Genomic DNA, 25,455 nt, shown 5'->3' with positions numbered 1-25,455 from the left:
GCTTCGGTGTCGTACCAGCGCTGGAACACGGCAGCCGAGAACGCCGCTGCCACTCCTTCGCGCTCGTCTTTTTCCAAGCTGCTGAGAAGCTGGGCAAACTCTGCTAGCTGGGCGCTCTCCGGCGTTAATTCGGATGCCGGAGCCTCTGGTGAATCCAGCGTTCCCAGTGCTCCCAGTGCTTCTGCATCCCAAATCCATTGCAGCTTTCCTGCCTGGAATGCTGTGAAGCTGGGGACGTAGGCCTTCGCCTCAATGCAATGGGCGAGTAGAGGGATGGACCGAAGCCAAGGGGCATGGACCTCATCCCAGATCCATTCGATATGCTCCAGCAGCTCGCGTTTTGCCAGAAAAGGGATCACTTGCTCGGAGGGAAGGACGATAATATCATTGCCCTGAACTTGCTGCACCTCTAGCTCGGTACCATAAAAGGAAGCCTCATGCCAAGCAAACAAACGCTGCTTTAGGATTTGGCCGGAAATGCTATAGTTCATGGAAGAATCGCCATAGATCAGCGCGTCTCCATAAGCAGTTAATCGGATGTGTACCGTGATCGTTTCGGTATATTGGCTCATGATAACAAATTCCCTTTCCGCAATTCCTCCTGCAGCGCCCGAAGGCGGCTATGACGACTGGTGAAGCTGGTGAAAAACAGCTCCCAGCGCGACTCTTGCTTTATTTTCTTGTATAGCTTGGACAGCCGCTTCAATAGCTTGACTGCTGCTTTATAGCTGACCCTGTTTTTTTCCAGTACATATCGTTCTACCGCTTGATGGTAGTAGGGCAACAGCAGCTCTGGCGCGTTTTTTTCAATGGGCTGCAAAACGCTTACGCGAAAACTCAACGGCTCGCTGCGTATGCTCAGTTGATAGTCGATCCATTGCCGCCATTTTTCATGGGCAAGCAGTGTCTCTTCATACATTCCCCCGGCAAAAGGGAGCATGCCAACCAGTGTGTCCCACATTTCCGGTTCGGCTTCCGGAAGGTGCTGCAAGACCAGATTCCAATCCTGCATATAATCTTGCAAATGATCGTCCCGATGGCTATGAAGCAAGGGGCCGATATGCCGCAGTCCATCCTTGAGCCGCGACCAGTCTTGGGCTCCGCGGAGCGCGTGTAAGAATAAAAGCAGCTGGTTCGAAGAGATTTTCAATGGAAAAGCCTGTTCAGCCTCTTGGAGCATCGTCCAGGCCGCAGCATCCTGTGACTGGTACACGTGCATCCAGCTTTGGGCCAACATCCAGGGAAGTCGTGCCAAATTTGTACCCAGCTTCTCTTCAGCCGCCTGTAGATGCTCCAATTCCTCTGCATATATGTCGGAGTTTGACCGTTCAGGGCGCATCCAGCGTAGCCAAAACCAATAATAGGCGTCAGAAAAATAAGTACCATTACGCGATTCTGTCAGCATTTTTTGGCGTAAGTAGGCCAAGGTCTCTGCCATACGGGCTTCCTGCTTGGGTTCGCCGGTTAGTGCAAGAGGGCTCTCAAAATCACGCTCGATCGCTTCTTTTAGCTCATCTGCGGCGATTTGCGTGTAATACCCCATATAGAAATGGGTGGGGTAGCCCGCCATTGGGGATTGAGGCACCAGCTTTTCCAGCACACACAGATGAGCGTGCAGTTCATATAACTGCTGCATGTAGGGTGAAAGCGGCGGCTTCACGGCATAGATTGAGGCTAGGGCGCTTTGAACATATTGAGAATTCTGTGTATTCACAGGGTTGAGTGCGATGCACTGATCGAACAGATCATGCCACTCTAAAATGGGCATGTCCGGTATCCGGCTGGCTGTTTTACTGATTACGTTCCTGGTTGCTTCCTTGCGATCGGGTGACAGGCTTGACCGGGAAGGCGATGTGGTGCGTGTGCCTGCTTGTGCAGCCAACCGGGTAAAGCCTGCTGAACGGGCGTTCACCAACGCATGTACGGAACGATCCTGCTCATTCGTGTAATTCAGCAGTACGGCGATCATATGCTTGCAGTTGGTATGAACCGGGCACGTGCATCTGCTGGCAGCAAAAGCGCTCAAGTGGAGATCCACTTCGTAGAGCTCGCTTCCATCTACGACAGCTGCGATATGATCAGCATCAGGCATCACGAATTCTTTAACCCTTCCTTGCTTAAAATATTGAAAGCCTCGTTTGATCGTTACATCATTAAAATGGTCAGCTACGTTCTGGATAAGCTGCTGCCACTGTATATCATCCATAAGATAGGTTGGTTTCATATGCATTAGTCTCCTAAGAGAGAATAGTAATCCGATGACAGATTAACTCTTCCATTATATCAGTTCATGACCGTAAATTGAGGTGAAGAGAGCAGATGGAAAGTTTTCATGCGGGTTGACATGCTTTCTTTTAGAGAGTGAATTACTATTATGAATATAAAATAAATATTACTAATATATTAGTGTTGATGATCCTGTTTAGGGATTGTATGAGGAGGAAAACAATATTTCATCTTTATATAGCTACGATATTCACCTGTCCAGCCAGCTTGATCCCAACCGCACGTATCCGACCATTTTTACACTGCACGGTAAAGGGTCCAATGAACAAGACATATACGGAGTCGTGGAGCCGCTGTCGGAGGAACTTATTATTATCGGCATTCGTGGAGACCTGCCTATGGGCGGGGGATTTCAATATTATGAGCTGAAAAGTCTGGGTAATCCGCTGTGCGGGCAATTTGATCGGGCTATCGAGCAGCTTCAGGCATTCGTACATTATGCCACAGATAAGTATCCGGTTGATCCTGGAAAACGGTATTTCCTCGGGTTCCGTCAGGGAGCGATATTGTCATGTCGCTTGCACTTACGCTGGGAAACCAATTGAAGGGAATCGTGTCACTGAACGGCTATGTGCCTGATTTTGTGAAAACGGAATACGCGCTGCAAAGCACGAAGGACGTATCCGTATTTATTTCCCACGGCGAATATGATTCCGTATTTCCAGTGAAGATCGGCCATGAGGCGGCAGCGTATTTCCAGACCCGAACTTCTCACTGCACATTCAAAATATACCCAACAGATCACGGCGTTTCCCCCGACAACCAGCGGGATGTGCTCCAGTGGCTGCGTGAGGATGCAGGTGTTAGCCCAAAAGCTTAAATGTAACAGCAGGAATAGTGAGATGGATTTTCACACGTAAGTTAGTTCTTTTACTGCAACTCACTGATTCGAAGCCACTAGTACACTATCAGTTTAAAAAAAAAGTAAATTAATGGTAGGACAGAGTCAAAACCCAAAAGAGGTAATGACAATGAAAAACCAAAGGTATCGTGTAGAGTTAACGGAAACGGAACGAAAAACCTTACAATCTCTGGTTTCGAAAGGCGAAGCCACTGCCCGCTCCATCCGGCGTGCTCAGATTCTACTTTGGGCAGATGAACAGCATCCGGTTGGCAAGATGAAGGATATGGAGATCGCCAAGCAACTTTAAGTGCAAACCAATACTGTGCATCTGGTACGTAAAATGTTTGCGCAGCAAGGGCTACACGCTGCAATCGAAAGAAAAAAAGGTTGACCCCACCCAACCCACCCAAAATAACGGGTGAGCTCGAAGCTCAAATCATTGCCCTGAGTTGTAGCGAACCACCGGAAGGAAGAAGCCGCTGGTCGCTACGTCTTTTGGCGGACAAAGCCGTGGAACTGAAGTACATCGACAGCCTTTCCTACGACACGGTGGATCGTATTTAAAAAAACGAACTCAAGCCGCATCTTCGTAAGTGCTGGTGTATTCCACCAGAGAAGAACGCGGCATTTGTAGCGGCGATGGAGGATGTGTTGGAGGTCTACCGACTTCCTTACGATGCTGCATGTCCCGTGATCTGCATGGATGAGAAACCCTATCAACTACTGAATGAAGCCCGAGACCCCATTCCGATGAAACCTGCGAAACCAGAGCGCAGGGATGCGGAATACGTAAGACAGGGGACGTGCAGCATTTTTATTTTCACCGAACCATTAGCCGGGTGGCGACAGGTGGATGTACGCCCTCAGCGGACACGAGTGGAATGGGCACAGCAGATTCAGGAACTGCTGGATGTTCACTACAAAGAAGTGCCCAAAATCCGCCTGGTGATGGATAACCTGAATACGCACTCGATGGCTTCGCTGTATCAAGCGTTTGAACCCGAAACCGCTCATCGTTTAGCAAAGCGTTTGGAGATTCACTATACACCGAAACACGGAAGCTGGCTGAATATAGCTGAAATTGAACTTAGCGACATGACACGACAATGTTTAGGGCGCCGAATCCCATCCGTCTCCGAATGGGCTAGAGAACTCAGCGCGTGGGAACGTACACGAAATGAATCTCAAAAGGGCGTAGACTGGCAATTTTCAACGGCTGATGCCCGGATAAAACAAAAACGTTTATATCCACAATTTAAAGACTGATATTGTACTAGACGGTATCCGCTTTTAGCCCTAATGGATCTGGACATACTTTTACGTAAGAGGTGACAGTATGGAAGGATATAACAAGAGCAGCCATGCTGCATACGACATCAAGTATTACTTGATTCGCGTAACGAAATAAGGATACAAGGTATTAAGAGGTTCGCTGGCAGTGAGGACAAGAGAACTGATCCGGCAGGGCAGGGATGTAAAGCAAAGGGGATTGGTATCTTACAGGGAAATTACATTACGGTTAAGCGTATGGGCTTTCAGAAGAGCTTGAGTCTTGCGTAACAACTTTAGTCGGCGACACTCATGTCAAACTCGACCTGCTTTGAGCAGGTCGAGTTTAAGATGTCATCTTATTTCATATGTGTGAAAAATGTTCTCCTCTTCCTGGGGCTCTCCATTCATGTTTTTGTGGAAAGGTGTGAATTTTAACCCACAGTTTTTGGGATAATTAAAGTCACATATTATTTTATATAAGTTTACTTTACTTTTGTTAAAGAATAAATTACAATGATGATAAAGGGGTGATCTTTTTTGGGGGAAAAATCATATTCCATAGTAAATAAAGTGTATGAGTTCAGAGTATTAAAAAAGATGTCTCAAAGCGAACTTGCAGAAGTTGTTGGAGTATCGAAGCAGACCATATTTGTTATGGAAAAAAATAATTATTCTCCGTCTTTGCTTTTGGCTTATAAAATTGCAGATTATTTTGGAGTAAGTATTGAGGAAATTTTTATATTCAACAAAGGAGGTAAGGATAATGATGAATAGCTTGGATAATTGGTTGGGGATTGATAGAAATTTCAACATTTTTATTGGTATTGCCACTTTTTTAGGATTTGCGAGTGCTATTGTTTATACCTATTTTTTAGGCAAAATAGGAAAAAAAGATGAATATAGTATTCAGATTAGACTTAATGTGACCAATAAAATGTTCATAACTTTCATAATCATGTTCACCGCTTTTTTCTTGATAACGCCAAGTGAAATGGTGCACTTTAAGCAAATTTTATCTATGTGTTTTTCAATTACGTTCTTAGTTGGCGCTATATTTGCTGCATACTATTATGTAAGAGACTTCAGAAATTAAATAAGGGGGAATAACATGGATACGGCAATTGAAATAAAAAATCTGAATAAACAGTACCGAGATACTGTAGCCTTGGATAATGTATCCCTTCAAATTAATGAGGGAGACATTTATGGTCTGATCGGAAGAAATGGAGCCGGCAAATCTTCACTGCTTCGAATTCTGTGTGGTCAATCCACTCAATATTCAGGTGAAATAAAGTTTTTCGGTACAAAGCTGGAACAGGATTTTGATCAAAGGAAGAATATTGGTGCACTAATAGAATATCCCGCGTTCTACCCAGAATTAACAGGAAGACAAAATCTTGAATACTACAGAATTCAAAAGGGCATCCCTCAGAAAAGTTCTGTGGATAAAGTTCTTGAAAATTTAGATCTAGTTAAACTGGCAGATAGGAAAAACGCAATGCCTTCAGATCCCCAAAAGCCTGCTTCGGCCGTCTACTCCCTATAACTCTATTTACTTCTTCATTACTTGGCAATAAAAATTACGGAGCGAAGCTTAGTTTGCAGGAACACTACGAAGTGATTGAGGATCTGCGTCAAGTCCACGGGATTACGCGTTTGTTAGCCGTTGCCGGCTTACCCCGGGCTAATTACTACAAGTGGCGCCAGACACGTTCACAGCGAGCTGAAGTACAGGCACGAGACCACGAAATCAAGAAGCATATGATGGCCATCCATTTCGCTTATCCGTATTTCGGCTATCCCCGAATGCAGACAGCCTTAGAGGAAGCAGGCTATCTCGTGAATCACAAAAAAGTAGCCAGACTCATGAAAGAATTAACGATCCAGTCCGTCATTCGAAAGAAGCGAAATCGATCTAGTTATACTCCTTCTGTGGTCTATCCTAACCGATTGAAGCGTCATTTTCATGCAACGGCACCACAGCAAAAGATGGTTACAGATATTACGTATATCTCGGATGGTAAGCGATTCTATTATCTGTCCGTGATTCAGGATTTGTTTAACAATGAGATTATTTCCTGGAAATTATCGGAACGTAATGATGTTCAATTGGTGCTGGATACGGTAGAACAGTGGACACGAAAAAGAGACGTGTCTGGGGCCGTGCTCCACTCGGATCAGGGCTTCCAGTATACATCTCAAGCGTACAACACACGATTAGAGGCATTCGGCGTGAAAGGCAGTCACTCTCGCAAAGCAACCTACCTGGACAACGCGTGCATCGAATCCTTTTTTTCGCATCTAAGACAGAGAAGTTGTACCTTGATCAGTGTAAATCAGGAGATGAAATTCATCAAGCCGTAGAGGAATATAGTTACTTTTACAACTATCAGCGGTTTGAGGATAAACTCAAAAAGCGCGCCCCGATCGAATATCGGCACGCGCTTGCAGCTTAGTTTTTTTCATTTGTCTACTTGACAGGGGTATAACCACACCAGCCAATCAAATTCACTTTATAGGGCATCCCTTTTTAATCCCTGAAAAAATGCTCCTCCAGCATGTTCAGGGATAGCTCGGCTGTAGTGGCCACCACAACATCCGCACCCTGCATTTGCGAGGGTGTCCCTACACCAACCGCGAACATTCCGGCACCCTTGATTGCCTGAATGCCCGCCTGTGCGTCCTCTATGCCGATACAGTCCGCAGGCTGAACGCCCAGATTGGCTGCTCCCGTGAGGAAGATTTCCGGGTCCGGCTTGCCATGGCGGATGGCGGTAACATCCACAACACTGTCAAAATAGCGCGTCAGCTCAAGCCGTTCCAGAATAAACGCGGCATTTTTACTGGCAGAGGCCAGCGCTATGCCGATCCGCGCGTCCTGAAGCTCTGCCAGAAGCGCTTTAATGCCTGGAAGAACGTCCGCGGGAGTTAAAGCCGAGATGAGCCGCTGGTACTCGGTATTTTTTCGTGTGGCCAGTTCTCGCTTGCCTTCGTCTGAATAAGCATCGGACAGATTGCCGCGCGCCAGTATTTTGTCGAGCGATTCCGTGCGGCTGATCCCTTTGAGCTGCTCATTAAATTCCCGATCAAAAGGAATGTCTAACGCCGCCGCCAAGCTTCCCCATGCCTGAAAATGATATTCGGCGGTATCTGTAATCACGCCATCCAAGTCAAAAATCACTGCCTTCATTTGCTTTCCCCCTGTCTGCCCGGATTATGAAACACTGTTCGTCATTAACGGCTGCCCATTGGTTATGTGTGTCGGCTGTCCATACAGCTCCAGCGTCAGGGGTTCTCCGTCCAACAATGTAATGATGACTTCATTTTCCTGTACGAGAACACTTAGCAAGCGACCGCGATAATTGATTTTGAACGTATATTTGCTCCAGCCCTGTGGCAGGAAAGGGGAAAAGCTTAGTGTTTCACGATGCGTTCTCATTCCGGCAAAGCCCTGCACAATCGCCAGCCAGCTTCCAGTCATGGAGGTGATATGAAGTCCATCCTCGGTATCGTTATTATAGTTATCGAGGTCCAGACGTGCCGTACGTTTATACATCTCGACTGCTTTTTCCTCCATTTTAAGCTCGGCGGCCAGCACAGCATGAATGGATGGTGACAGACTGGATTCATGGACGGTCATTGGCTCGTAAAATGCAAAATTGCGTGCCTTTTCCTCCAGTGTGAACTGGTCGCCAAAGAAGTACAGTCCTTGCAGCACATCTGCCTGCTTAATGAAGCAGGAACGCAGGATTTTATCCCATGACCATTTCTGATTGAGTGGCAGATTGCTTGGATCAAGGGAAGATACAGGCCGCAAATCCTTATCCATAAAGGTATCGTGCTGTACGAAAATCCCCCGTTCCTCATCATAGGGATAATACATACGGTCGATGATATCCTGCCAATGCCCAAGCTCATCTTCTGTAACAGCCAGATGCTTCTGCTTCTCTGCCGAAATCTGCGGCAAGACGGATAACGTATATTTTAGAACCCATGCAGCCAGCGTATTGGTATACCAGTTGTTATTGACATTATTTTCATATTCGTTCGGCCCGGTAACCCCGTGGATCATATACTGCTGCCGGCTTTTGGAAAAATGAACCCGGTCAGCCCAGAAGCGGCTAATTTCGACCAGTACATCTATACCGTATTGGTGAAGATAGGACGAGTCGCCCGTATAATTCGTGTAATTGTAAATGGCATAGGCAATGGCCCCGTTACGGTGAATTTCCTCGAAGGTAATTTCCCATTCGTTATGGCATTCCACACCCGTAAAGGTGACCATGGGATACAATGCACCCCGGAGCCCTTGCTGGGCTGCGTTATGCTTTGCGCCATCCAGTTGATGATAGCGGTACAGCAGCAGATTTCGGGTCACACCGGGATCGGCAAGCGCCAGGTACATAGGTACGGCGTATGCTTCCGTGTCCCAATAGGTGGCACCGCCATATTTTTCACCCGTAAAGCCCTTCGGCCCGATATTCAGACGTGAATCTTCACCGTAGTACGTAGAGAATAGCTGGAAAATGTTGAAGCGTATTCCTTGCTGAGCCTCCGCGTCTCCCTCGATTTCAACATCTGCTTTATCCCAACGTTTATCCCAAGCTGCGATGTGCTCTTGCTTGAGTGCTGCGTAGCCCTTGTTCACAGCTTCCACGGCGATGCGTTCAGCTTGTGGGATCAGTGCGTCCTTCTCCATGTCTCGTGTGGTGGTAACAGCCACGATCTTTTGCAGCTGGATGCTGTCACCGGGAGCGACGATATATTGATAGTGCCGTGCCGCAAACAAAAAGCCCTCCTCTGTCGTTTGCAGCTCCTGTCCCTCGGTCACAATGCCCATGGTAGCGTTTACGGTAAAGCGCGGAACACCAAAGGGATTGTCTATCGTTGTTGTGGAGAGGCTGATGAATTCCTCTTGAACCTCGCGCGCCTCCTCCAGCCAGAAGACCTCATCATAGTTGGTGTCTTCATTTTTTGTATTGCCGTCCAGATAGGGGACAAGCTCAATCGTTAGAGGTTGTTCACTTATATTCGTTGCTTGGTAATCAATCAGGCATAGCTCGCGAGTGGTAATGCTTAAAAAACGCTCTGTAGTGATACGCACCTGACCGTTCACGGTACAGGCCCGCCGCAGGATACCCTGCTTCATATCCAGCTCCTGCACAAAATCACTGACGTGCGCGGTAAATAAATCTACCTCCTGCTGGTCCACGATCAGACCGATGCCGATAAAATTCATCGCATTGATGACCTTGCCAAAATATTCAGGGTAGCCATTTTTCCACCATCCGACCTTGGTCTTGTCGGGGAACCAGACACCGGAGATGTAAGTCCCCTGATGATGATCACCTGAATAAGCCTCTTCAAAATTGCCGCGCATGCCCATGTATCCGTTGCCTATGGACGTTATGCTTTCCTGTAATCGCATGTGTGTGGTATGTAGAGTGCGGGTTGTCAGTTTCCAGTTATCTACGTCAAATAATCGGTTATAAACCATGATTGCGTACCCCTCTCGGAAAATGAGATCGTTGCTTTAACGAAACCAATATATGAGCGAGTTCAGTATATAGTGCAACCGTTTGCCCTGTCAACGCAAAAAAAGCTGATTTTATGGATGTCCATAAAATCAGCTTTGGTTCATTCCTCGGAGGATGACAGTGCGCGGCAGGATTCGCGTTCTACGATTCTGTGGGGAACGATAATGTGTTTGGTCAATTCCTTGGGGTCTTCGATTTTCTCGATCAGGTTTTTGGCAGCCTGATAACCCAAAGTGAAGATGTCAATATCCACTGAAGTAAGCGAGGGGCTCATCAGCTCAGCCAGCATCAAATTATTAAAGCTCACCATGGATAGCTGCTCCGGCATGGATACGCCGAGCTGAGAAAGCATTTTCTGTACTGCCATGGCTACCAGGTCGTCGTTCACGATCATGGCGGTGGGCGGCGGCGAAACCTGCAATAATGCCTGCATATCCTCCAGACTAAAGGGCTCCCTAACCACATATTCGTCCGGTAGAGGCAAGCCGGCCTCTCGCAGCGCATCCTGATAGCCTCGGAGTCTTTCGATATTTACGATACGCTCATGATCTCCGCCAACATAGGCGATGTGCCGATGATTCAGTCCCGTCAAATAAGTGACCACATCCTTGGCGGCCTGGTAATTATCATTGTCTACATGGGTGGTTTCACTGACAAATTGCTGAGGCTTGCCGATGACGGTATAAGGTATTTTTTCTTTATGAAAATACTCCACGATGCTATCTTCTTGCTTGGAGTACAGGACAATGTAGCCGTCAACACGTCCTGTCCGCGTCATCAGCTTTACGCGGGATAGCAATTCATCGCTTGTTTTCCCAGTGACAATCGACAGTGTATAGTTGTGCTCATTTACCCATTCGCTGATACCGCGAAGGCTCTCCGGAAAGAACGGATTTTGAAAGATCGCCACATCCGATTCAGGCATAATAATGCCAATCGACTGTGTGACACGATTTGCCAGGCTTTGGGCTGAATAATTGGGCTCATAGCCAAGCGCCTTCATTTCCCTGCGAACACGTGCCTTGGTGGCCTCGCTGATTTTTGGGCTGTCTTGAATGACACGGGATACGGTGGAAGTAGCAACATTGGCACGCTTTGCGACATCTTTGATGGTTACTGCCATCGTCTTCGTCTCCTTTTGCTATCTCAAGCAGGAAATATTATGTTCTATCATACGATATTGCTCGAAAATCAACAAATTCGCGACTTTTTCCGAATAACATGTCGCCATTAGCGAAGATATTTACAAATTAGGGTATTGCCAATAGAAAGCGATATCATTATAATAATCGTGCAACCGATTGCATAATGTTTATAGGGTACGAACAACGCTGTACATACTATAAGGGATGGAGATTGAAGGAGCATGAAAAAACTTCTATCATTTGATTTTTGGCAAAAGCTTGGGAAAGCACTGCTTGTGGTTGTCGCCGTCATGCCAGCAGCCGGGATTATGATTTCGCTGGGTAAAGTAGTGGCGATGTTGGCTGGCGATATCCATTTCTGGTTAACTGTCGGCGGAGTCATGGAGAATCTGGGTTGGGGTATTATTAATAATTTGCACATTCTGTTTGCTGTGGCGATTGGCGGCTCCTGGGCTAAGGAACGGGCAGGCGGGGCTTTTGCTGCCTTGATTGCTTTTATCCTCATCAATATTTCAACAGGGACGATTTTGGGCGTGTCCTCGAAGATGCTGACACAGGAGGGGGCAACCACCCAGACTCTCTTTGGTGCAACCATTCCGGTCAGTGGTTATTTCACGTCTATTTTGGGCGCACCTGCACTGAATATGGGCGTGTTTGTTGGTATCATTTCCGGATTCGTCGGGGCAGTGGTATTTAACAAGTACTACAATTACCGCAAGCTGCCGGACGCTTTAGCCTTTTTTAACGGCAAGCGTTTTGTTCCTTTTGTCGTCATTTTATGGTCTGTTATCGTCAGCTTGATCATGTCTGCCATCTGGCCATTTGTTCAGGGGGGGATTAACCAGTTCGGCGTTTGGCTGGCGACTTCGGGAGAGTCAGCTCCTTTTGTAGCTCCATTTGTCTATGGTACACTGGAAAGGTTGTTAATCCCCTTTGGACTTCATCATATGCTGACCGTTCCTATTAACTATACTCAACTTGGTGGCGTTTACACGACACTCACAGGTTCTGGAGCTGGAAGCGTTGTTGCCGGGCAAGACCCTCTATGGCTGGCTTGGGCCAGTGATCTGAGTGTGCTTCATGGCACCGATCCGGCAGCCTATAATAAATTGCTGGAAGGCGTGACGCCTGCCCGCTTTAAGGTGGGGCAAATGATCGACGGTGCGGGAATTCTCATGGGACTGGCGGTGGCTATGTATCGCCGTGTAGACAAGGATAAGCGCGGCAAGTACAAGTCGATGATTTTTTCAGCAGCTGCAGCTGTTTTTTTGACCGGGGTGACAGAGCCGCTGGAATTCATGTTTATGTTTGTGGCGCCCCTGTTGTATGTGGTTTACGCTATTCTTACCGGAATTGCGTTCGGAATGGCCGACATTATACACTTGCGTTTACATTCGTTTGGTATGATTGAATTGCTGACCCGATTGCCGTTGTCTATCAAAGCAGGTTTGGTGCAGGACATTATCAATTTCGTGCTGACTTGTGTTGTGTTTGCGGTGGCAACCTACTTTATCGCTTATTTCATGATCGGTAAATTCCAAATGGCTACGCCGGGACGACTGGGGAACTATACAGATGAGGAGCCTCAGCAGGCTTCCGAAGCAGGAACTACGGAGACAGGGGGTGTGGCGGCTGCATTAACACAGAATCAACTGGCTGCCGATATCATCAAAACGCTTGGGGGAGAACAGAACATTGTCGAGGTGGATGCCTGCATGACCCGTCTGCGTGTAACGGTGAAAGACACGAATGCCGTCGGAGACGAAAAGATGTGGAAGGCGCTGGGTGCTCTGGGCTTGATTAAAGTAGACAATGGGGTTCAGGCGGTCTATGGACCGAAGGCCGATGTACTTAAATCAGATATACAAGACATACTCAACAGGTGATTAGTTTGAAGTTGTTAACCTTAAATGCACATGCTTGGATGGAAGAAAACCAGCTCGAAAAGCTAAAGCAACTGGCTGCTTTTATTGAAGAACAGCAGTTTGATGTCATTGCTTTGCAGGAAGTGAATCAGTCCATGGAAGAAGCGCCTTTGTCACCGGATGATTTGGGCTCTTACTATAGCGCCGATCCTGAAATAGTCATTAAGCGTGATAACTATGCTTATGTACTGAACGGGTTATTGTCCAATGCGTATCATTGGACGTGGGCGCCCGCACATATTGGCTTTGCCAAATACGACGAGGGTTTGGCGGTTTTGTCCAGGACACCGATTACAGATACGGTGAACGAATATGCTTCCTCGCTTCGCGATTATGACAATTACCGCTCGCGTAAAATTGTGGGCATTCAGACTGTCGTGGACGGGGTACCGGCATGGTTTGTCAGTGGCCACTATAACTGGTGGAATGATGAGGAATCTTTCCGTGGACTCTGGGATCGTACTACGGAAATATTGAACCCTTTGGCGCCCACTCCTGTTTTCATGATGGGAGATTTCAATAATGCTGCCGAAGTGCGTGGAGAAGGATATGACTATGTACTGCAATCCGGTTGGTTGGATACTTATTCGAACGCAGCAGTACGTGATGAGGGCCATACCGTCATCAAAGCCATTGCAGGCTGGGAAGGTAACGCGGAGCCGCTGCGGATTGACTATGTTTTCTCCAATCAGGCCGTGCAGGTTCGATCTTCAGCCGTTGTGTTGAACGGGAAGACGGGATCGGTTGTATCTGATCATTTTGGAGTTGCCGTGGAATTGGTGCTGTAAACAATAGGTAAAGTAATCACAGGTAAAGGAACAGGTCGCTTGTTTATCCAAGTGGCCTGTTTTTTTGAGGTTTGCGACCTTAATCGCATGAATATTGGATAACAATCGCAATAAACACCAAAATAATATTGTAATAAAAGGGGGCGTTTATGCTAAAACGTCCAAAGAGCGCACCTGCGATGATCGGAGAAACAATGGCCCCCAATTAAAATACTCATACGGAATGCAGATATCCCGAATTGCTCTACATAAGTCGCAAAGAGCGGAAGAATCATACTCCCACTCATGTTGGCAATAAGGCTAATAACAATCATACAGATGAGATTGCGATTTAAATATAAGTGCTTTTTCATATCATCGGAACCTCTCTTAACCTTGCATGATGGGAACCGTTGGTCGAATAGTCCTGATTACGCAAGAATGGCTGCAAATCAAGCTAGGATGAATATGAAGAAAGCAGGGCACAAGGGGAACGGGTTCCTCATAGGATACGCGGATGCATTCCCCGCTGTGCCTAAATATCGAGAGGCTTTTATCGTATAAAGCTACTGAGAGTATTTTCGTTATGCGGGAAAACCGCCTCCTGGTGGTGGCCAAGCCCCATAAATACGACGCAGCAGTACGATTTCGCCCAAGTGGTACGAGTTGTGAGAAGCAATATTCCGCAGCAGGCCCGCTTTTGTCTCGCCTGGGAAATGAGCTAGTGAATCATCCAGCTGCGCGGTTTCGGCAATCTGCACAGCCCGATCTACGCCCTGTAAAAATTCGTTAATGACAGCCTGCCATGCCTCTTCGCTTTGCGGTCCGGTCTCTTCGGGCCAGCTTTCCATGACATTGCCGGGAAGCTGAGGCTTCCGTCCTTCCAAATGCTCCAGCATAAATTGCTGCCAGTAGATCATATGCTTCAACAGTTGATAAATGCTGTAAGGTATTTCTGCATTTTTCTTCCCTGCCAGCTCGACATCAATGTCCGGTAATGCCCGGGCCACTCGAATATGTCCGCGTTCACCAACCAGCGATTTAACCAGTGCTTGGCCGAATAATTGGTTTGCATCTGACATGTATCATCATCCCTTCTATAGAGAGCCTATATCTGGCTTGCTCTCATTCATTTAACGATTATACAATTTAATTTCCAAAAATAAAAATTGCGAGTGTGTTTTGGGAGAGAGGAATAAACTTTTAAAAAAACAGTTGATAATTATTATCAATTTAATTAAAATAAAATTGTTTCAAGAGAAACAAAATATCATAGACAGATATGATTTTATATGGATGCGAAAATGTTATAGGGGAGATTTTCGTATGTATATATTGTTTCGAACGAAATGATTAGGTGGTGGGCATGAACTTATACAAAGGAGTGTGAAGCATGGATTATGAAGTGATTATCGTAGGCGGGGGTCCTGTTGGGATGTGGCTAGCTGCTGAGCTGGCCTTGGCTAAGGTAAGCGTTTGTGTAATAGAACGTTTAGAGGAGCCTGTTTCTCAATCACGCGCGCTTACGCTACATCCACGTACGCTTGAGATGTTTGATATACGTGGATTGAAGGAACGATTTATGGAGCATGGCAGACCTATAAGTACAGGACATTTTGCAATGCTGGATACTCGTTTAGATTTTTCGATGCTTGATAGTTCATCTAATTATACTTTGTTTATCCCACAGGTCATGACAGAGCAGGTGATCGAAGAGCATGCAAAAGCGATGGGAGTTGTCATCCGTCGTGGTGAGGAGGTGGTATCTGTACGGGAGCAGGATCAGGGTGTGGAAGTGGTCAGTGTACACGTGTCCGGCCCGCAGGCGAATGTATCGGTCATGACTGCGGCTTATGTCGTAGGAGCCGATGGGGCGGGCAGTATCGTACGGAAGCAGGCGGGCATTGCTTTTCCGGGCACAGATACCACTCTGACCGCCGTTTTAGGGGATGTAGAGCTGACTGTTCCTCCTGAGAATAGGGTGCGTTCCGAATACACAGAGCGCGGGGGAGCGATGATTGTCCCCGTTTCACCGGATGTTTATCGGATTGTTTTGACTACACCCCATTTGATGCGTGTCTCGAAAGACGTGCCTGTAACGCTGGAAGAAATTCAGACAGAACTGCGCAATGTATTGGGTACAGACCTTGGAGTATCCAATCCTCGCTGGCTATCCCGGTTCGGAAATGCTACGCGGCAGGCTGAAACATATCGCAAGGGGAGAATCCTGTTAGCGGGGGATGCTGCACATATTCATTTCCCGGCAGGAGGACAGGGGATGAATGTAGGCTTACAAGAAGCTGCAAATCTGGGATGGAAACTGGCAGGAGTGATTCGGGGTTGGGCTCCAGACACGTTACTCGATAGCTATCATGACGAACGGTACCCTGTTAACACGCAGCTTCTGCGGAATACGGAGATTCAGACTCACTTATTGGGCTTTACGTCTGCTGTATTGGCGCACCGTCAGCTACAGGAGGAATGGTTCCGTCATCCGGAAATCAATAGTTCCATGGCAGAGCAAGTGAGTGCATTGGATGTATGTTATCCGGCAGGTGAGGAGGTGCCACAGCATCCACTGAACGGGCAACGGTTTGCCGATTTTCCACTGCTGATGAATGATGGAACGAAATCGTATGCCTATGATCTCCTCCATGAGGGCCGTTTTGTACTGCTCCATCTGGCGCAGGATGCCAAAGTAGCGGGCGAGCTATGCAATACCCCGCTTGCGCACCTGTCATATGTGGAGGCTGTAACCGAGGAATTGCCCGTAGGCTGGAGCGATGTCCATACAGTGCTCATACGCCCGGATGGTTATATTGCATGGGCCATTTCCGTGGAAGCAACGAATGTGTTAAGTGCCATCGGGAAGGGCATCGCGCGCTGGTGTGGGGGAGAGCCGGTATTGCTATAACTATATTGTTTCCAGCGAAACAAACAGGGGTTATAATGAAGGGAGGAGTATGCCAAAGGAGTGACCATTTGTTTGTATGGAAAAAACCGCAGCAGTTCAGTATGTCTATGATTTGCTTATTAAGATGAATCACCAGCTGGAGCAGCATCAGCAGAGAGAGGGCTTGTCTTTTCTCGAAGAAATCCACGAGCATTTTGATGGGATAGCTTCACTCAATCTCACCGATGTCCATGTCATTGACTGTATCGGGAGACATGAGCCGATTAATGTGACGACATTAGCGGATCGGATTGAGCTGAGCAAAGGTACGGTATCGAAAGTCAGCACCAAGCTGATCAAGGCAGGCTGGATTCGCAGAGCCCAGCTTAACGACAATAAAAAAGAAATTTATCTTCGTCTAACCCCGCTGGGGAAAAAGCTCTTTCTCGTGCATGAACGGCTGCATGTTAAGGTACAGCATCAGTTATTTGAATTTTTAAGTCGCTACAGTTCGGAGGAATTGGATGTCTTGAAGCGTATGCTGTCCGATGGCATTGGCTTCTTGGAAGCTATGGAGTGGCAAGACAAGAATTTGGAGCCAAAGGACATGAAATAAGAGCGATTTGCACCTGTTTAATCCTCTGTGGTAGACACATGTGGGGGATACAGGTGCTTTTGCTTTTAGTGTAATAGTCGTTTGGCTTCCGTATAGAGCACTTGTACAAACTTTTTTGTATTAATTCGGGCTTGGGACAGAGAAGGCTCTACATTGTTTTGCAGCTCCAGCATTTTTTTGCGAATTTCCGTAAAATCAAAAAATTTGGACGCATAATTTTCGAATTTTGGATGGGTATAATCGGTCAATCCGAGCGATACGATATGGCTTAGTGTCTGGAATATCGCGCGGCGGACACGCTGCTCCGATGCCTTGATTTCCTTGCTTAGCTCTGCCGCAGAGGCCGAGGGTCCCAACCGTTTCAACGCTACATTAGCGAATATATCCTTGAGCGGCGGGAGCAGATGAGGCGATAGATTACCTGTTTCCTCCTCATACTGGTCCAGATATTCGAGCATGTCTAGCAAATCCATACTTCCCGCTTCGCCGATCATTCCCATTTCCGAGAGTAGAAACTGTCCGGAAGTCACAATGTTTCGAGTCGGTTCTAGCGTTGCTGATGGGCTGTTTGATGTGAACATCGACAACCCTTGCAGTGTGCGCTGGATATCTGTAATCGACTGCTGCATTCGCAGACGTTCGGCCACCTTATGAATGACCGCAATAATTTCCAATCGGTTCAAGGGCTTGGCAACATAGTATTCAATACCGAGCGAGTAGGCCTCGCCGATCATGTTTTTGGATTCAATTCGTGAAATCATAATGATTTTTCCACTGAATTGATCACCGAGCGCGCGCACCGTCTGAATGCCGTCACGAAGCGGCATCAGCAGGTCAATCAATAATACATCAATCCGGTTCAGCTCCAGCAGGCCACTATTCACATAGGAACCGTCCTCTGCTTCCCCGACGACCTCCCCCAGACCTTCGTCTTCAATGATGTCTGCCAACATAGAACGAATCCCTTGATCGTCATCTACAATATAAAAACGCATCGGACTATCTTCCTTTCTCCGTCAGTTTCCGTAAAGGCAATATGATTCTAAAAGTAGTCTGTACCCTATCTGTATCCTCTTCTTCACCCAGTTGAAGCTCAATCGTTCCTTCAAGGCTCTCCGCGACCTCGCGCACATAAAACAATCCCATGCCGGTCGAAGGCTGTCCTTCCTCATCATACTTGGTCGTGTACCCTGGTGTGAAGACCATTTCCCGTTTGCGCGGAGGAATACCTGGGCCGTTGTCGGTGACACTAAAGGATATTATATCCTCTTTTTCTGGCAAAAAGTGAATGGACACGTCAATCCTTCCGCTGTCTTTCATCGCTTCCACTGAATTGGATGTCAGGTTATTAATCAGTGTCAGAACTGTATAAACATGCAGCTTGGGCAATAAAGGATCGAAATTCAGCGTGAAACGGATGGACTTGCCCAGCGATTGGGCGTATTTGCTGTTCGTTCGGACGATCAGCTCGCCAAGCTCCTGCGAAGTCATATAATGCACTTCACTTTCGGAATCAATGAGCTTGGACAAACCGGCAAAAATCCGCTGGCTGTCTTTTTTAATCTCATGGACCTGTCCTGAAATACGAAGTGCCTGTCTAGCGTAATGGTCTCTATCCTTCAGAGATTCATCCTGCTGCAGCTCACGGTACAGCTCGTAGCTTTCACGGGTAATCTGCTCCGCGTGCGACAGGGTTTTGCCTAACTGGACGGACTCCTCATACAAGTCCGATACAAGGAGTAAAATTCGCTCAGTCTGCTGTCTTTGTGCCTCTTCATGCTGGACGGACTGGTTCAGGCGAATTATATTATAGAACCCAAGCACGAAGAAGCTGCGGATCATGGCCATGAGAGCGACCTTGCTGATCTTGATGATGTCCCAGAAATCGCCGTCAATGCTCCGCCGGATGCTAAGTTCCGCTACACTTGCGGCAACCTCAATCCCCACAGAAAGGATGCCTACGCGGAGTGCGCGGTAAGGCTCAGCATTAATGTTAAGAACCTGGAAGAGCAGACCGTAGACCATGTAATAAAAAAAGGTAGGTCCATGCAAAGTCAGCAACTCTTCAAAGGAAGACCCGGGCTGGAGGAAATGATTGAGTGAAATGCGAAAGACGACTACAGCTATTCCTGCAAGCACTCCCGATAATGCAGGCGGAATATGACGAATGGATAACAGAAAGAAAAAAAATACGGGCGTACCGAAGCTGAGACGAAATGTATTATCGAACGGGTGAATATTCAACTCACCTGCCAGTGGTACAAAGATAAGCATCAGCAGGAAAAGAAGTGTATTTAGTTTCATCCATATTCACCTCCGGGTATTTGTTTCAGAAAGGCAATGTAAGATAAATTCACAGGCTCATCATTAAAGTTTGTGAATTTATAGAAAAAAACAAATACATGTGTAGAAAACTGTCGGTTTTCATAGTTCAGATTGTAGTATAAATAACATCATTTGAATATTAAGAACAGCATACTGCAAAAATATACAACTCAGTCAGGGGGGCACAAAGTGAAAAAGATAAATTTGACAATGCAAATTTTTATCGGACTGGCTTTAGGTATTATTATTGGCGCCTTATTTTACGGCAATTCAGGGGTGGAAGTCTACTTAAAGCCGATCGGTGATATTTTCATCCGTCTGATCAAAATGATTGTCGTGCCGATTGTAATTTCAACGCTCGTTATTGGCGTAGCCGGCGTCGGAGATATTAAAAAGCTGGGCAAGCTCGGCGGAAAGTCTATTGTGTACTTTGAAATTGTGACGACCATTGCCATCCTTTTCGGATTGCTCGTTGCGAATCTGGTTCGTCCCGGGGAAGGCGTGGATATGTCCCACCTGGCTAAGAGTGATATCCATAAATATGTGGAGACGGCGGAAAGTACAGGCCACAACTTTATGGATACGATTGTCCATATTGTTCCTACTAATATTTTCCAAGCGCTGGGCGAAGGGGATATGCTGGCTATTATCTTTTTCTCCGTCTTGTTCGGACTAGGGGTAGCGGCGATTGGCAACAAGGGCAAGCCTGTGCTGAATTTCTTCGAAGGCGTAGCCGACGCTATGTTCTGGGTAACCAATCAGGTTATGCGCTTGGCTCCGTTCGGTGTATTTGCACTGATTGGAACGACAGTAGCCAAGTTTGGGCTGGCCTCATTGTGGCCGTTATTGAAGCTTGTTTTGTCGGTGTACGGCGCCATGCTGCTATTCATTGTGATTGTTTTTGGAATTATCGCCAAGCTTTGCGGTACTCGTCTTTGGACTATGGTCAAAATTTTGAAAAGCGAGCTGCTGCTTGCCTACTCAACGGCCAGCTCGGAAAGTGTCCTGCCCAAGATCATGGAGAAAATGGAGAAGTTCGGATGCCCGAAAGGAATTACTTCCTTTGTCATTCCGATAGGATATTCCTTTAATCAGGACGGTTCCACCTTGTATCAGGCGCTGGCTGCGATCTTCATCGCCCAGATGTATGGTATTAACCTGCCGATCACTACACAGATCACGCTGATGTTGGTGCTGATTATTTCTTCCAAAGGTATGGCAGGCGTACCGGGCGCTTCCTTTGTCGTTTTGCTCGCTACGCTGGGATCAGTGCACATTCCGCTGGAAGGCTTGGCCTTTATCGCTGGTATTGATCGTATTCTCGATATGGCGCGTACAGTAGTCAATGTATTAGGCAACTCGCTTGCCGCCGTGGTCATGTCCAAATGGGAAGGCGAATATGATAAGGAAAAAGGCGAGGAGTACGCTGCTTCCTTAAATAACAGTCAATAAGTTGAATGGTTGACTTACAGAACACTCTTGCGAAAGAATGCAGGGGTGTTCTTTTTTGTTGCATGTGCTTGCTAACCAGCTCTATTTTTCGACATATTTCGATTTTATTTTTATGAAAATATAGGTATATAGACTCGAAAAATAGTCCTTAATACCTAATTTATTTTGGTTTTATTTATAATGATTCCTAATAAAATTCCGATATTTAAATTATAGCTTTTTTATACTGGCTTAGAAGGGAAGATTCATAGATGATTTTCAAAAAAAATGAGACCCACTCACTGGCCCCTTTAGTAGAAGAAAGTCGCAAATTATCGCAAAGAATACAGCAGAAAGATTACTCTGCCGCAATACAACTATCCTCTGCATCCTCCGAGCTTCAAGAGATCGCAAGCAATGTAAACCAAGCGCTGGAGTCCATGAAAAATGATGCCAGGCATGTTGACATCCGTTTGAAGCTTGTTACCAAGGCCATCGAAATTGGTTTGTGGGACATGGAGGTGATTGCGGGTGATCCCGTCAATCCAAGTAATACATTCACATGGTCAGAAGAATTCCGTGCAATGCTGGGATATCAGAGCGAAAAGGACTTCCCGGATGTATTGGACAGCTGGGCATCCCGTCTGCACCCCGAAGATCATGACTCGGCATTGGCAGCTTTGTCCAATCATTTACTGGACTATACGGGAACGACTCCTTATGACGTGCAGTATCGCTTGAAGCTGAAGCATGGAGAATACCGCTGGTTCCGGGCCACCGGAACGACGATTCGCGATCAGCAGGGAGTACCGCTTCGTATTGCCGGGGCTTTATTGGACGTGCACGACCAAAAGCTTAAGTCTGAAGAATTGGAGGCCATGGTTACAAGATACGATCTCATCAATCGTGTGTTGGTTGAGGCTCCGTATGATATCATTTTGGCTGATAGCGATATAGAGAACCCGGATAATAAGTTTTGGTGGTCCCCGCAATTCCGTCGCACATTGGGCTTTACAGATGAGCAGGATTTCCCGAGTGTGCTTAGTAGCTGGAGTTCACGCTTGCATCCAGATGACGTTGAAATAGCGTTTAAAGCTTTGACCGACCATTTGAACGATTTTACTGATCGTACTCCCTATGAAGTAACTTGCCGCTTGCAGAATAAAAATGGAGAATATCGCTGGTATTATAATAGTGGGGGAAGCATACGTGACAGTAAGGGAGTGCCAATTCGCATGGCAGGTACCATCCGTGATGTAACGTTGGAGAAACAAAAGCGGGCCGTTGCGGACGAGCTCACACTCAAAATACAGCATCTCTCCGATTCCATTGCGGAAATGGTGAACGGTGTCAATTCAGTTAGCAACCAGGCGCAGGAGCTGGCTACGGCTCAAGAGCAATCGACTGAGGCGGCGAATCAGGCCAAAGTCAGTGCAGAAGAGACGCAGAACATCTCCAACTTCATTAAAGAGATTGCCAATCAAACGAATCTGCTCGGTCTGAACGCTGCCATTGAGGCCTCGCGTGCGGGTGATCAGGGGCGCGGCTTTGCCGTGGTTGCAGATGAAGTGAGAAAGCTTGCCATTCACAGTGCTGATGCGACCGGAAATATCGAGACCAGCCTGGACGAAATGAAGCTGCTCATCGAGCGGATTCTGCATAACATCGGCAACATGTCTACGTTGACGCAGACACAGGCCGCGCTAACGCAGCAGGTGAATGCAGCTACGGACGAGATTAACAGCATGTCCAAAGCATTGCTTGATTTTGCAAGAACGATGTAAGGGTGTGTGCAGGAGTAAGACCGGGCTTTAGGCTCGGTCTCTTTACTGTTTTTGGAAGATCCATAAAATTCTCCTGAGCTGCTCATCTAATCATGTAGACTAAGTCCTTTTGTTAACCTATTAATATGATTTTTCTTGCCTATCATACCCATACCTACAAGGTTTAAGTCATCCGTTCTATACTCTGCAACCTTCGCACGATTGTCTTCATCATTATAAGTCTTAAAGAGCTCTTCGGTATAGATCGTCATATTAACGTCTTTAGTAAGGGCCTTTCTTAGGATATCTTTTAACTCTTGGCCACTTGCAGAATAAATCATAATCGGTTGCTGTGACATTGGCAAATAAGCTACTCCATCACCATCAATATAAGATTCACCAATCATATTTTGAGTACCGCCAATTCCAGTCATTAAAAATGCTGTAACATTGAGTTTTTGCCATGTTAAGAGGTCATCTCTAAGTATAACTACAATTTTGGTATCCAATTCCATTGTAAAAACTCCTCCTCAATTTAAATGTGACATAAATTCAAATGCAGTTGTTCCATATATGCTTTTAAAGTGCTTATTTAAATGTGCTAAATCAACAAAACCACATTCAGCTACTGCCGAATAGATATCTTTGTTTTTTTCTATTAACTGCTTTGCACGTTCTATCTTGCAGTTAAGAAAGTATTGGTATGGTGAAATCCCAGTATTAGCCTTGAATAATCTGATAAACTTAAATTTTGACATCTCAAGTTCTTTGCAGATGTCGTCAAGTTTTAGGACACTTTCTAATTTGAATTGAATTATATCCTTCGCTTTTTTAATTAAATCGTTATCTTTCTTATCGTTTATACAAAGATTCGTTTGGAAAAGACTATCTGTGAGGGATAAAAGTAATTCATTACACAAAGCCTCATCTTTTCCGCTTAATATTGCATTAGAAAGATTTAATATTCTTTGTTCAAGTCTATGATTATACACAATAGGTGTAGAAAAACGTACTATATCTTTTTTCTCAAGAATCTCTAAAAACAATGGTGGCTCAATATATAACATAACATAATCAATACCTGTCTTATCATAAGCCATTCCGTCATGTGCCTGTTCCGGATTGAAAAGCATAACACCATTTTGATAGGATGATTGCAAACTGCCATCCAAGTTATACTGTTGAATACCACGTAATGTTACACCGATTGCATATTCCCTGTGAGCGTGCCTTTTATACATAAAATCAGTAAAACTGGCTGACAACGCGATAATACCTGCCGATTTTTTATATATAAATTTATCCATATAGTTCACCTCTTGATTGGTTCACCTACATCCATACCACTATTGCAGTATAAACTAAAAATAATGCCATAATTGCATGAACAGTCTTTTTATGCTTCTGTAAAAACTCCTTGAACAATGTACCGAAAAGAAGCCTTCCCATTATTTGCATAACAATTAGAATTCTTGGTATTACCGTTATAAGCACAGTATTCAACATAGCAGAAAAAACAAGTAATAAACCAAAAGCAACAGTTGCTCCATATATATTTCATTGCCTTTTTTGTCTCAAAAGTATGCACTGTGGTTAATATGATGAGATTAGTAGGTCCAGGTGTAAATGTAACGATAAGGCAGTATATCAAAAAAGATGTAATATTCATGCGCACACTCCTGTTAAAGTATTCTCATAAAATATACATCTTGATATTAAAGGCATATAGTATATTATTGCAGGATTATTCCACTTCTTACGCAAGGCAGCCAAAAGAAAGAAGACGAATTCCAGTTCAATAAGGATGCTGACAACCCATGATCCTTGACGGTTACAAAATGTTTCTTAAGCTGGTGTACCTCCACCAAGGGCTGGAGCTCACGGGTTCTCTTTTTTTATGATATAGTTCTTATACATAATGAGAGAGTTGAGGTGCAGCATGACATCATTGACTATTGTCCAATCATCCGTCAAACCAGGATTAGTAGCTTTTCAGGCAATCGCTAAAGATCAGGAAGAGGTTCAGGAGTTAATTTTAAAGACGGCCAGATGGCTGCATAGCCAAGGCTCCACGCAATGGGGGAATCTACTCAAAGGGAAAGATGACCACAACCTGGGAGGGGCTATTGCACGTGGAGAAGTCATTGTTTTCCGGACATCAGAGGATCATGCATTGGCGGGTGCAGTGATCCTGCAACAGCGGCCCAGTGCCTGGGACTGTAGGTTGTGGGGGTTAGACGATGATGATACCGTGGAAGGAACCTCAGTATATTTGCATCGTCTGGTTGTAGATCGGGATAGAGCCGGGAAGGGATTGGGCCGTGAACTGATGCAATGGATTGAACAAGGCATCCGTTTCACAGGCAAGGATCGAATTCGGTTAGATTGTATTGCAGGGAATGACAAGCTTAGTCAGTTTTACCAACAATGCGGCTATACGTATAAGGGTGAAACAGACGGCTATAATATTTTTGAAAAGATGCTAACAGAGGCATAGGAAAAATTAAGCCTGAACTGAGCAAAGGGGCTGTCCCAGAGGTCATCCAAGATGACGGTGGGGCGGCCTCTTTTACTTTAGTCTCTTAGGTTAGTTATGGCTTCACGGCATAGAATCATTTTTAAAACCAATATTCGTTTATTGACGAATTAAA

Annotated in this window: 23 protein-coding genes and 3 pseudogenes; 15 read left to right on the top strand and 11 right to left on the bottom strand. The window is 46.0% G+C overall.

Going from position 1 to position 25,455, the window contains the following annotated elements; translation table 11 throughout:
- Together L693_RS0121030 and L693_RS0121025 are read right to left on the bottom strand one after the other, a co-directional pair.
- Positions 1-572, bottom strand: a pseudogene (locus tag L693_RS0121030) (ATP-dependent helicase); the annotation flags it as partial.
- Entirely contained in the window at positions 569-2,224 is a 1,656-nt protein-coding gene (locus tag L693_RS0121025) for an SWIM zinc finger family protein (RefSeq protein ID WP_025719708.1), read from the bottom strand. The gene L693_RS0121025 and the pseudogene L693_RS0121030, both read right to left, overlap by 4 nt.
- 205 nt (positions 2,225-2,429) lie before the next feature.
- Between L693_RS0121025 and L693_RS32190 the strand changes: the two genes are divergently transcribed.
- The 8 genes and pseudogenes from L693_RS32190 (at position 2,430) to L693_RS32485 (ending at position 6,858) form a co-directional block, all read left to right on the top strand.
- Positions 2,430-2,831, top strand: coding sequence for an alpha/beta hydrolase (locus L693_RS32190; protein WP_331281099.1), 402 nt, complete (start codon positions 2,430-2,432; stop codon positions 2,829-2,831).
- Positions 2,798-3,106, top strand: a complete 309-nt coding sequence (locus L693_RS32185) for an alpha/beta hydrolase (RefSeq protein ID WP_331281098.1) — start codon at positions 2,798-2,800, stop codon at positions 3,104-3,106. The genes L693_RS32190 and L693_RS32185 overlap by 34 nt, the downstream gene beginning before the upstream one ends.
- A gap of 151 nt (positions 3,107-3,257) precedes the next feature.
- Positions 3,258-4,396 (top strand): annotated as a pseudogene (locus L693_RS29510) (IS630 family transposase).
- 543 nt (positions 4,397-4,939) lie between these two features.
- Positions 4,940-5,176 (top strand): helix-turn-helix transcriptional regulator, encoded by a 237-nt coding sequence (locus L693_RS0121005; protein WP_025719702.1) that lies wholly within the window; start codon positions 4,940-4,942, stop codon positions 5,174-5,176.
- The gene (locus tag L693_RS0121000; RefSeq protein ID WP_025719700.1) at positions 5,166-5,495 is read left to right on the top strand and encodes a hypothetical protein; all 330 of its coding nucleotides are present in this window, start codon (positions 5,166-5,168) and stop codon (positions 5,493-5,495) included. The genes L693_RS0121005 and L693_RS0121000 overlap by 11 nt, the downstream gene beginning before the upstream one ends.
- Before the next feature lie 15 nt (positions 5,496-5,510).
- Positions 5,511-5,948: an ATP-binding cassette domain-containing protein gene (locus tag L693_RS0120995; RefSeq protein WP_025719698.1), complete on the top strand. Its 438-nt coding sequence runs from the start codon at positions 5,511-5,513 to the stop codon at positions 5,946-5,948.
- A gap of 53 nt (positions 5,949-6,001) precedes the next feature.
- Positions 6,002-6,766, top strand: coding sequence for an IS3 family transposase (locus L693_RS0120990; RefSeq protein WP_197030020.1), 765 nt, complete (start codon positions 6,002-6,004; stop codon positions 6,764-6,766).
- On the top strand, positions 6,718-6,858 hold the full coding sequence (locus L693_RS32485) for an IS3 family transposase (protein ID WP_197030018.1): 141 nt from the start codon (positions 6,718-6,720) through the stop codon (positions 6,856-6,858). The genes L693_RS0120990 and L693_RS32485 overlap by 49 nt, the downstream gene beginning before the upstream one ends.
- A 74-nt stretch (positions 6,859-6,932) precedes the next feature.
- On the opposite strand, the gene pgmB is transcribed toward L693_RS32485, so the two are convergent.
- The 3 genes from pgmB to L693_RS0120975 all read right to left on the bottom strand — a co-directional run bounded on the left by pgmB (position 6,933) and on the right by L693_RS0120975 (position 11,062).
- Positions 6,933-7,592 carry a beta-phosphoglucomutase gene (gene pgmB / locus L693_RS0120985; protein ID WP_025719696.1) on the bottom strand — a complete coding sequence of 220 codons (660 nt, stop codon included), beginning with the start codon at positions 7,590-7,592 and terminating at the stop codon, positions 6,933-6,935.
- A gap of 24 nt (positions 7,593-7,616) precedes the next feature.
- A complete protein-coding gene (locus L693_RS0120980) occupies positions 7,617-9,899 on the bottom strand; it encodes a glycoside hydrolase family 65 protein (RefSeq protein ID WP_025719694.1) in 2,283 nt (760 codons plus the stop codon).
- Positions 9,900-10,039: 140 nt separating this feature from the next.
- Positions 10,040-11,062: a LacI family DNA-binding transcriptional regulator gene (locus L693_RS0120975; RefSeq protein WP_025719692.1), complete on the bottom strand. Its 1,023-nt coding sequence runs from the start codon at positions 11,060-11,062 to the stop codon at positions 10,040-10,042.
- A 243-nt stretch (positions 11,063-11,305) separates the two neighbouring features.
- Here L693_RS0120975 and L693_RS0120970 point away from each other — a divergent pair, with 243 nt between their 5' ends.
- Positions 11,306-12,970 (top strand): PTS transporter subunit IIBC, encoded by a 1,665-nt coding sequence (locus L693_RS0120970; RefSeq protein ID WP_025719690.1) that lies wholly within the window; start codon positions 11,306-11,308, stop codon positions 12,968-12,970.
- Positions 12,971-12,975: 5 nt separating this feature from the next.
- Entirely contained in the window at positions 12,976-13,797 is an 822-nt protein-coding gene (locus tag L693_RS0120965) for an endonuclease/exonuclease/phosphatase family protein (protein ID WP_025719688.1), read from the top strand.
- A gap of 563 nt (positions 13,798-14,360) precedes the next feature.
- On the opposite strand, the gene L693_RS0120955 is transcribed toward L693_RS0120965, so the two are convergent.
- Entirely contained in the window at positions 14,361-14,858 is a 498-nt protein-coding gene (locus L693_RS0120955; protein ID WP_025719684.1) for a DinB family protein, read from the bottom strand.
- A 311-nt stretch (positions 14,859-15,169) separates the two neighbouring features.
- Between L693_RS0120955 and L693_RS0120950 the strand changes: the two genes are divergently transcribed.
- Positions 15,170-16,690: a monooxygenase gene (locus L693_RS0120950; RefSeq protein ID WP_025719682.1), complete on the top strand. Its 1,521-nt coding sequence runs from the start codon at positions 15,170-15,172 to the stop codon at positions 16,688-16,690.
- A gap of 76 nt (positions 16,691-16,766) precedes the next feature.
- Positions 16,767-17,285: a MarR family transcriptional regulator gene (locus L693_RS0120945; RefSeq protein ID WP_025719680.1), complete on the top strand. Its 519-nt coding sequence runs from the start codon at positions 16,767-16,769 to the stop codon at positions 17,283-17,285.
- Positions 17,286-17,350: 65 nt separating this feature from the next.
- Here L693_RS0120945 and L693_RS0120940 read toward each other — a convergent pair whose 3' ends face one another.
- Both L693_RS0120940 and L693_RS0120935 read right to left on the bottom strand, forming a co-directional pair.
- Positions 17,351-18,280: a response regulator gene (locus L693_RS0120940; protein ID WP_025719678.1), complete on the bottom strand. Its 930-nt coding sequence runs from the start codon at positions 18,278-18,280 to the stop codon at positions 17,351-17,353.
- A gap of 4 nt (positions 18,281-18,284) precedes the next feature.
- A complete protein-coding gene (locus L693_RS0120935) occupies positions 18,285-19,589 on the bottom strand; it encodes a sensor histidine kinase (protein ID WP_025719676.1) in 1,305 nt (434 codons plus the stop codon).
- Positions 19,590-19,799: 210 nt separating this feature from the next.
- On the opposite strand from L693_RS0120935, the gene L693_RS0120930 reads away from it, so the two are divergent.
- Positions 19,800-21,062 (top strand): cation:dicarboxylate symporter family transporter, encoded by a 1,263-nt coding sequence (locus L693_RS0120930; protein WP_025719674.1) that lies wholly within the window; start codon positions 19,800-19,802, stop codon positions 21,060-21,062.
- Positions 21,063-21,313: 251 nt separating this feature from the next.
- Positions 21,314-22,825: a methyl-accepting chemotaxis protein gene (locus L693_RS0120925; protein WP_025719672.1), complete on the top strand. Its 1,512-nt coding sequence runs from the start codon at positions 21,314-21,316 to the stop codon at positions 22,823-22,825.
- A gap of 86 nt (positions 22,826-22,911) precedes the next feature.
- Here the strand turns inward: L693_RS0120925 and L693_RS0120920 are convergent, their stop codons facing one another.
- The 3 genes and pseudogenes from L693_RS0120920 to L693_RS31655 all read right to left on the bottom strand — a co-directional run bounded on the left by L693_RS0120920 (position 22,912) and on the right by L693_RS31655 (position 24,473).
- Positions 22,912-23,319 (bottom strand): DUF2000 domain-containing protein, encoded by a 408-nt coding sequence (locus tag L693_RS0120920; RefSeq protein ID WP_025719670.1) that lies wholly within the window; start codon positions 23,317-23,319, stop codon positions 22,912-22,914.
- 15 nt (positions 23,320-23,334) lie between these two features.
- Entirely contained in the window at positions 23,335-24,111 is a 777-nt protein-coding gene (locus tag L693_RS0120915; protein ID WP_025719668.1) for an AraC family transcriptional regulator, read from the bottom strand.
- A 25-nt stretch (positions 24,112-24,136) separates the two neighbouring features.
- A pseudogene (locus L693_RS31655) lies at positions 24,137-24,473 on the bottom strand (hypothetical protein).
- Between the two features lie 270 nt (positions 24,474-24,743).
- Here L693_RS31655 and L693_RS0120905 point away from each other — a divergent pair.
- Complete coding sequence (locus tag L693_RS0120905; RefSeq protein WP_025719666.1) at positions 24,744-25,301, top strand: GNAT family N-acetyltransferase; 558 nt, start codon at positions 24,744-24,746, stop codon at positions 25,299-25,301.
- Positions 25,302-25,455 lie beyond the last annotated feature (154 nt).

The sequence above is a fragment of the Paenibacillus sp. 1-18 genome, from assembly GCF_000520755.1.
Lineage (GTDB): Bacteria > Bacillota > Bacilli > Paenibacillales > Paenibacillaceae > Paenibacillus > Paenibacillus brasilensis.
The sequence above is the reverse complement of the archived record's forward strand: the minus strand, read 5'-3'. Positions and strand labels throughout refer to the sequence as shown.

Bases quoted from the DNA above. Each gene is read 5' to 3' on its own strand.
- L693_RS0121025 (WP_025719708.1), bottom strand. From the start codon at position 2,224: ATGAAACCAACCTATCTTATGGATGATATACAGTGGCAGCAGCTTATC.
- L693_RS32185 (WP_331281098.1), top strand. From the start codon at position 2,798: ATGTCGCTTGCACTTACGCTGGGAAACCAATTGAAGGGAATCGTGTCA.
- L693_RS0121000 (WP_025719700.1), top strand. From the start codon at position 5,166: ATGATGAATAGCTTGGATAATTGGTTGGGGATTGATAGAAATTTCAAC.
- L693_RS0120995 (WP_025719698.1), top strand. From the start codon at position 5,511: ATGGATACGGCAATTGAAATAAAAAATCTGAATAAACAGTACCGAGAT.
- pgmB (WP_025719696.1), bottom strand. From the start codon at position 7,592: ATGAAGGCAGTGATTTTTGACTTGGATGGCGTGATTACAGATACCGCC.
- L693_RS0120980 (WP_025719694.1), bottom strand. From the start codon at position 9,899: ATGGTTTATAACCGATTATTTGACGTAGATAACTGGAAACTGACAACC.
- L693_RS0120975 (WP_025719692.1), bottom strand. From the start codon at position 11,062: ATGGCAGTAACCATCAAAGATGTCGCAAAGCGTGCCAATGTTGCTACT.
- L693_RS0120970 (WP_025719690.1), top strand. From the start codon at position 11,306: ATGAAAAAACTTCTATCATTTGATTTTTGGCAAAAGCTTGGGAAAGCA.
- L693_RS0120955 (WP_025719684.1), bottom strand. From the start codon at position 14,858: ATGTCAGATGCAAACCAATTATTCGGCCAAGCACTGGTTAAATCGCTG.
- L693_RS0120950 (WP_025719682.1), top strand. From the start codon at position 15,170: ATGGATTATGAAGTGATTATCGTAGGCGGGGGTCCTGTTGGGATGTGG.
- L693_RS0120945 (WP_025719680.1), top strand. From the start codon at position 16,767: ATGGAAAAAACCGCAGCAGTTCAGTATGTCTATGATTTGCTTATTAAG.
- L693_RS0120940 (WP_025719678.1), bottom strand. From the start codon at position 18,280: ATGCGTTTTTATATTGTAGATGACGATCAAGGGATTCGTTCTATGTTG.
- L693_RS0120935 (WP_025719676.1), bottom strand. From the start codon at position 19,589: ATGAAACTAAATACACTTCTTTTCCTGCTGATGCTTATCTTTGTACCA.
- L693_RS0120925 (WP_025719672.1), top strand. From the start codon at position 21,314: ATGATTTTCAAAAAAAATGAGACCCACTCACTGGCCCCTTTAGTAGAA.
- L693_RS0120920 (WP_025719670.1), bottom strand. From the start codon at position 23,319: ATGGAATTGGATACCAAAATTGTAGTTATACTTAGAGATGACCTCTTA.
- L693_RS0120915 (WP_025719668.1), bottom strand. From the start codon at position 24,111: ATGGATAAATTTATATATAAAAAATCGGCAGGTATTATCGCGTTGTCA.
- L693_RS0120905 (WP_025719666.1), top strand. From the start codon at position 24,744: ATGACATCATTGACTATTGTCCAATCATCCGTCAAACCAGGATTAGTA.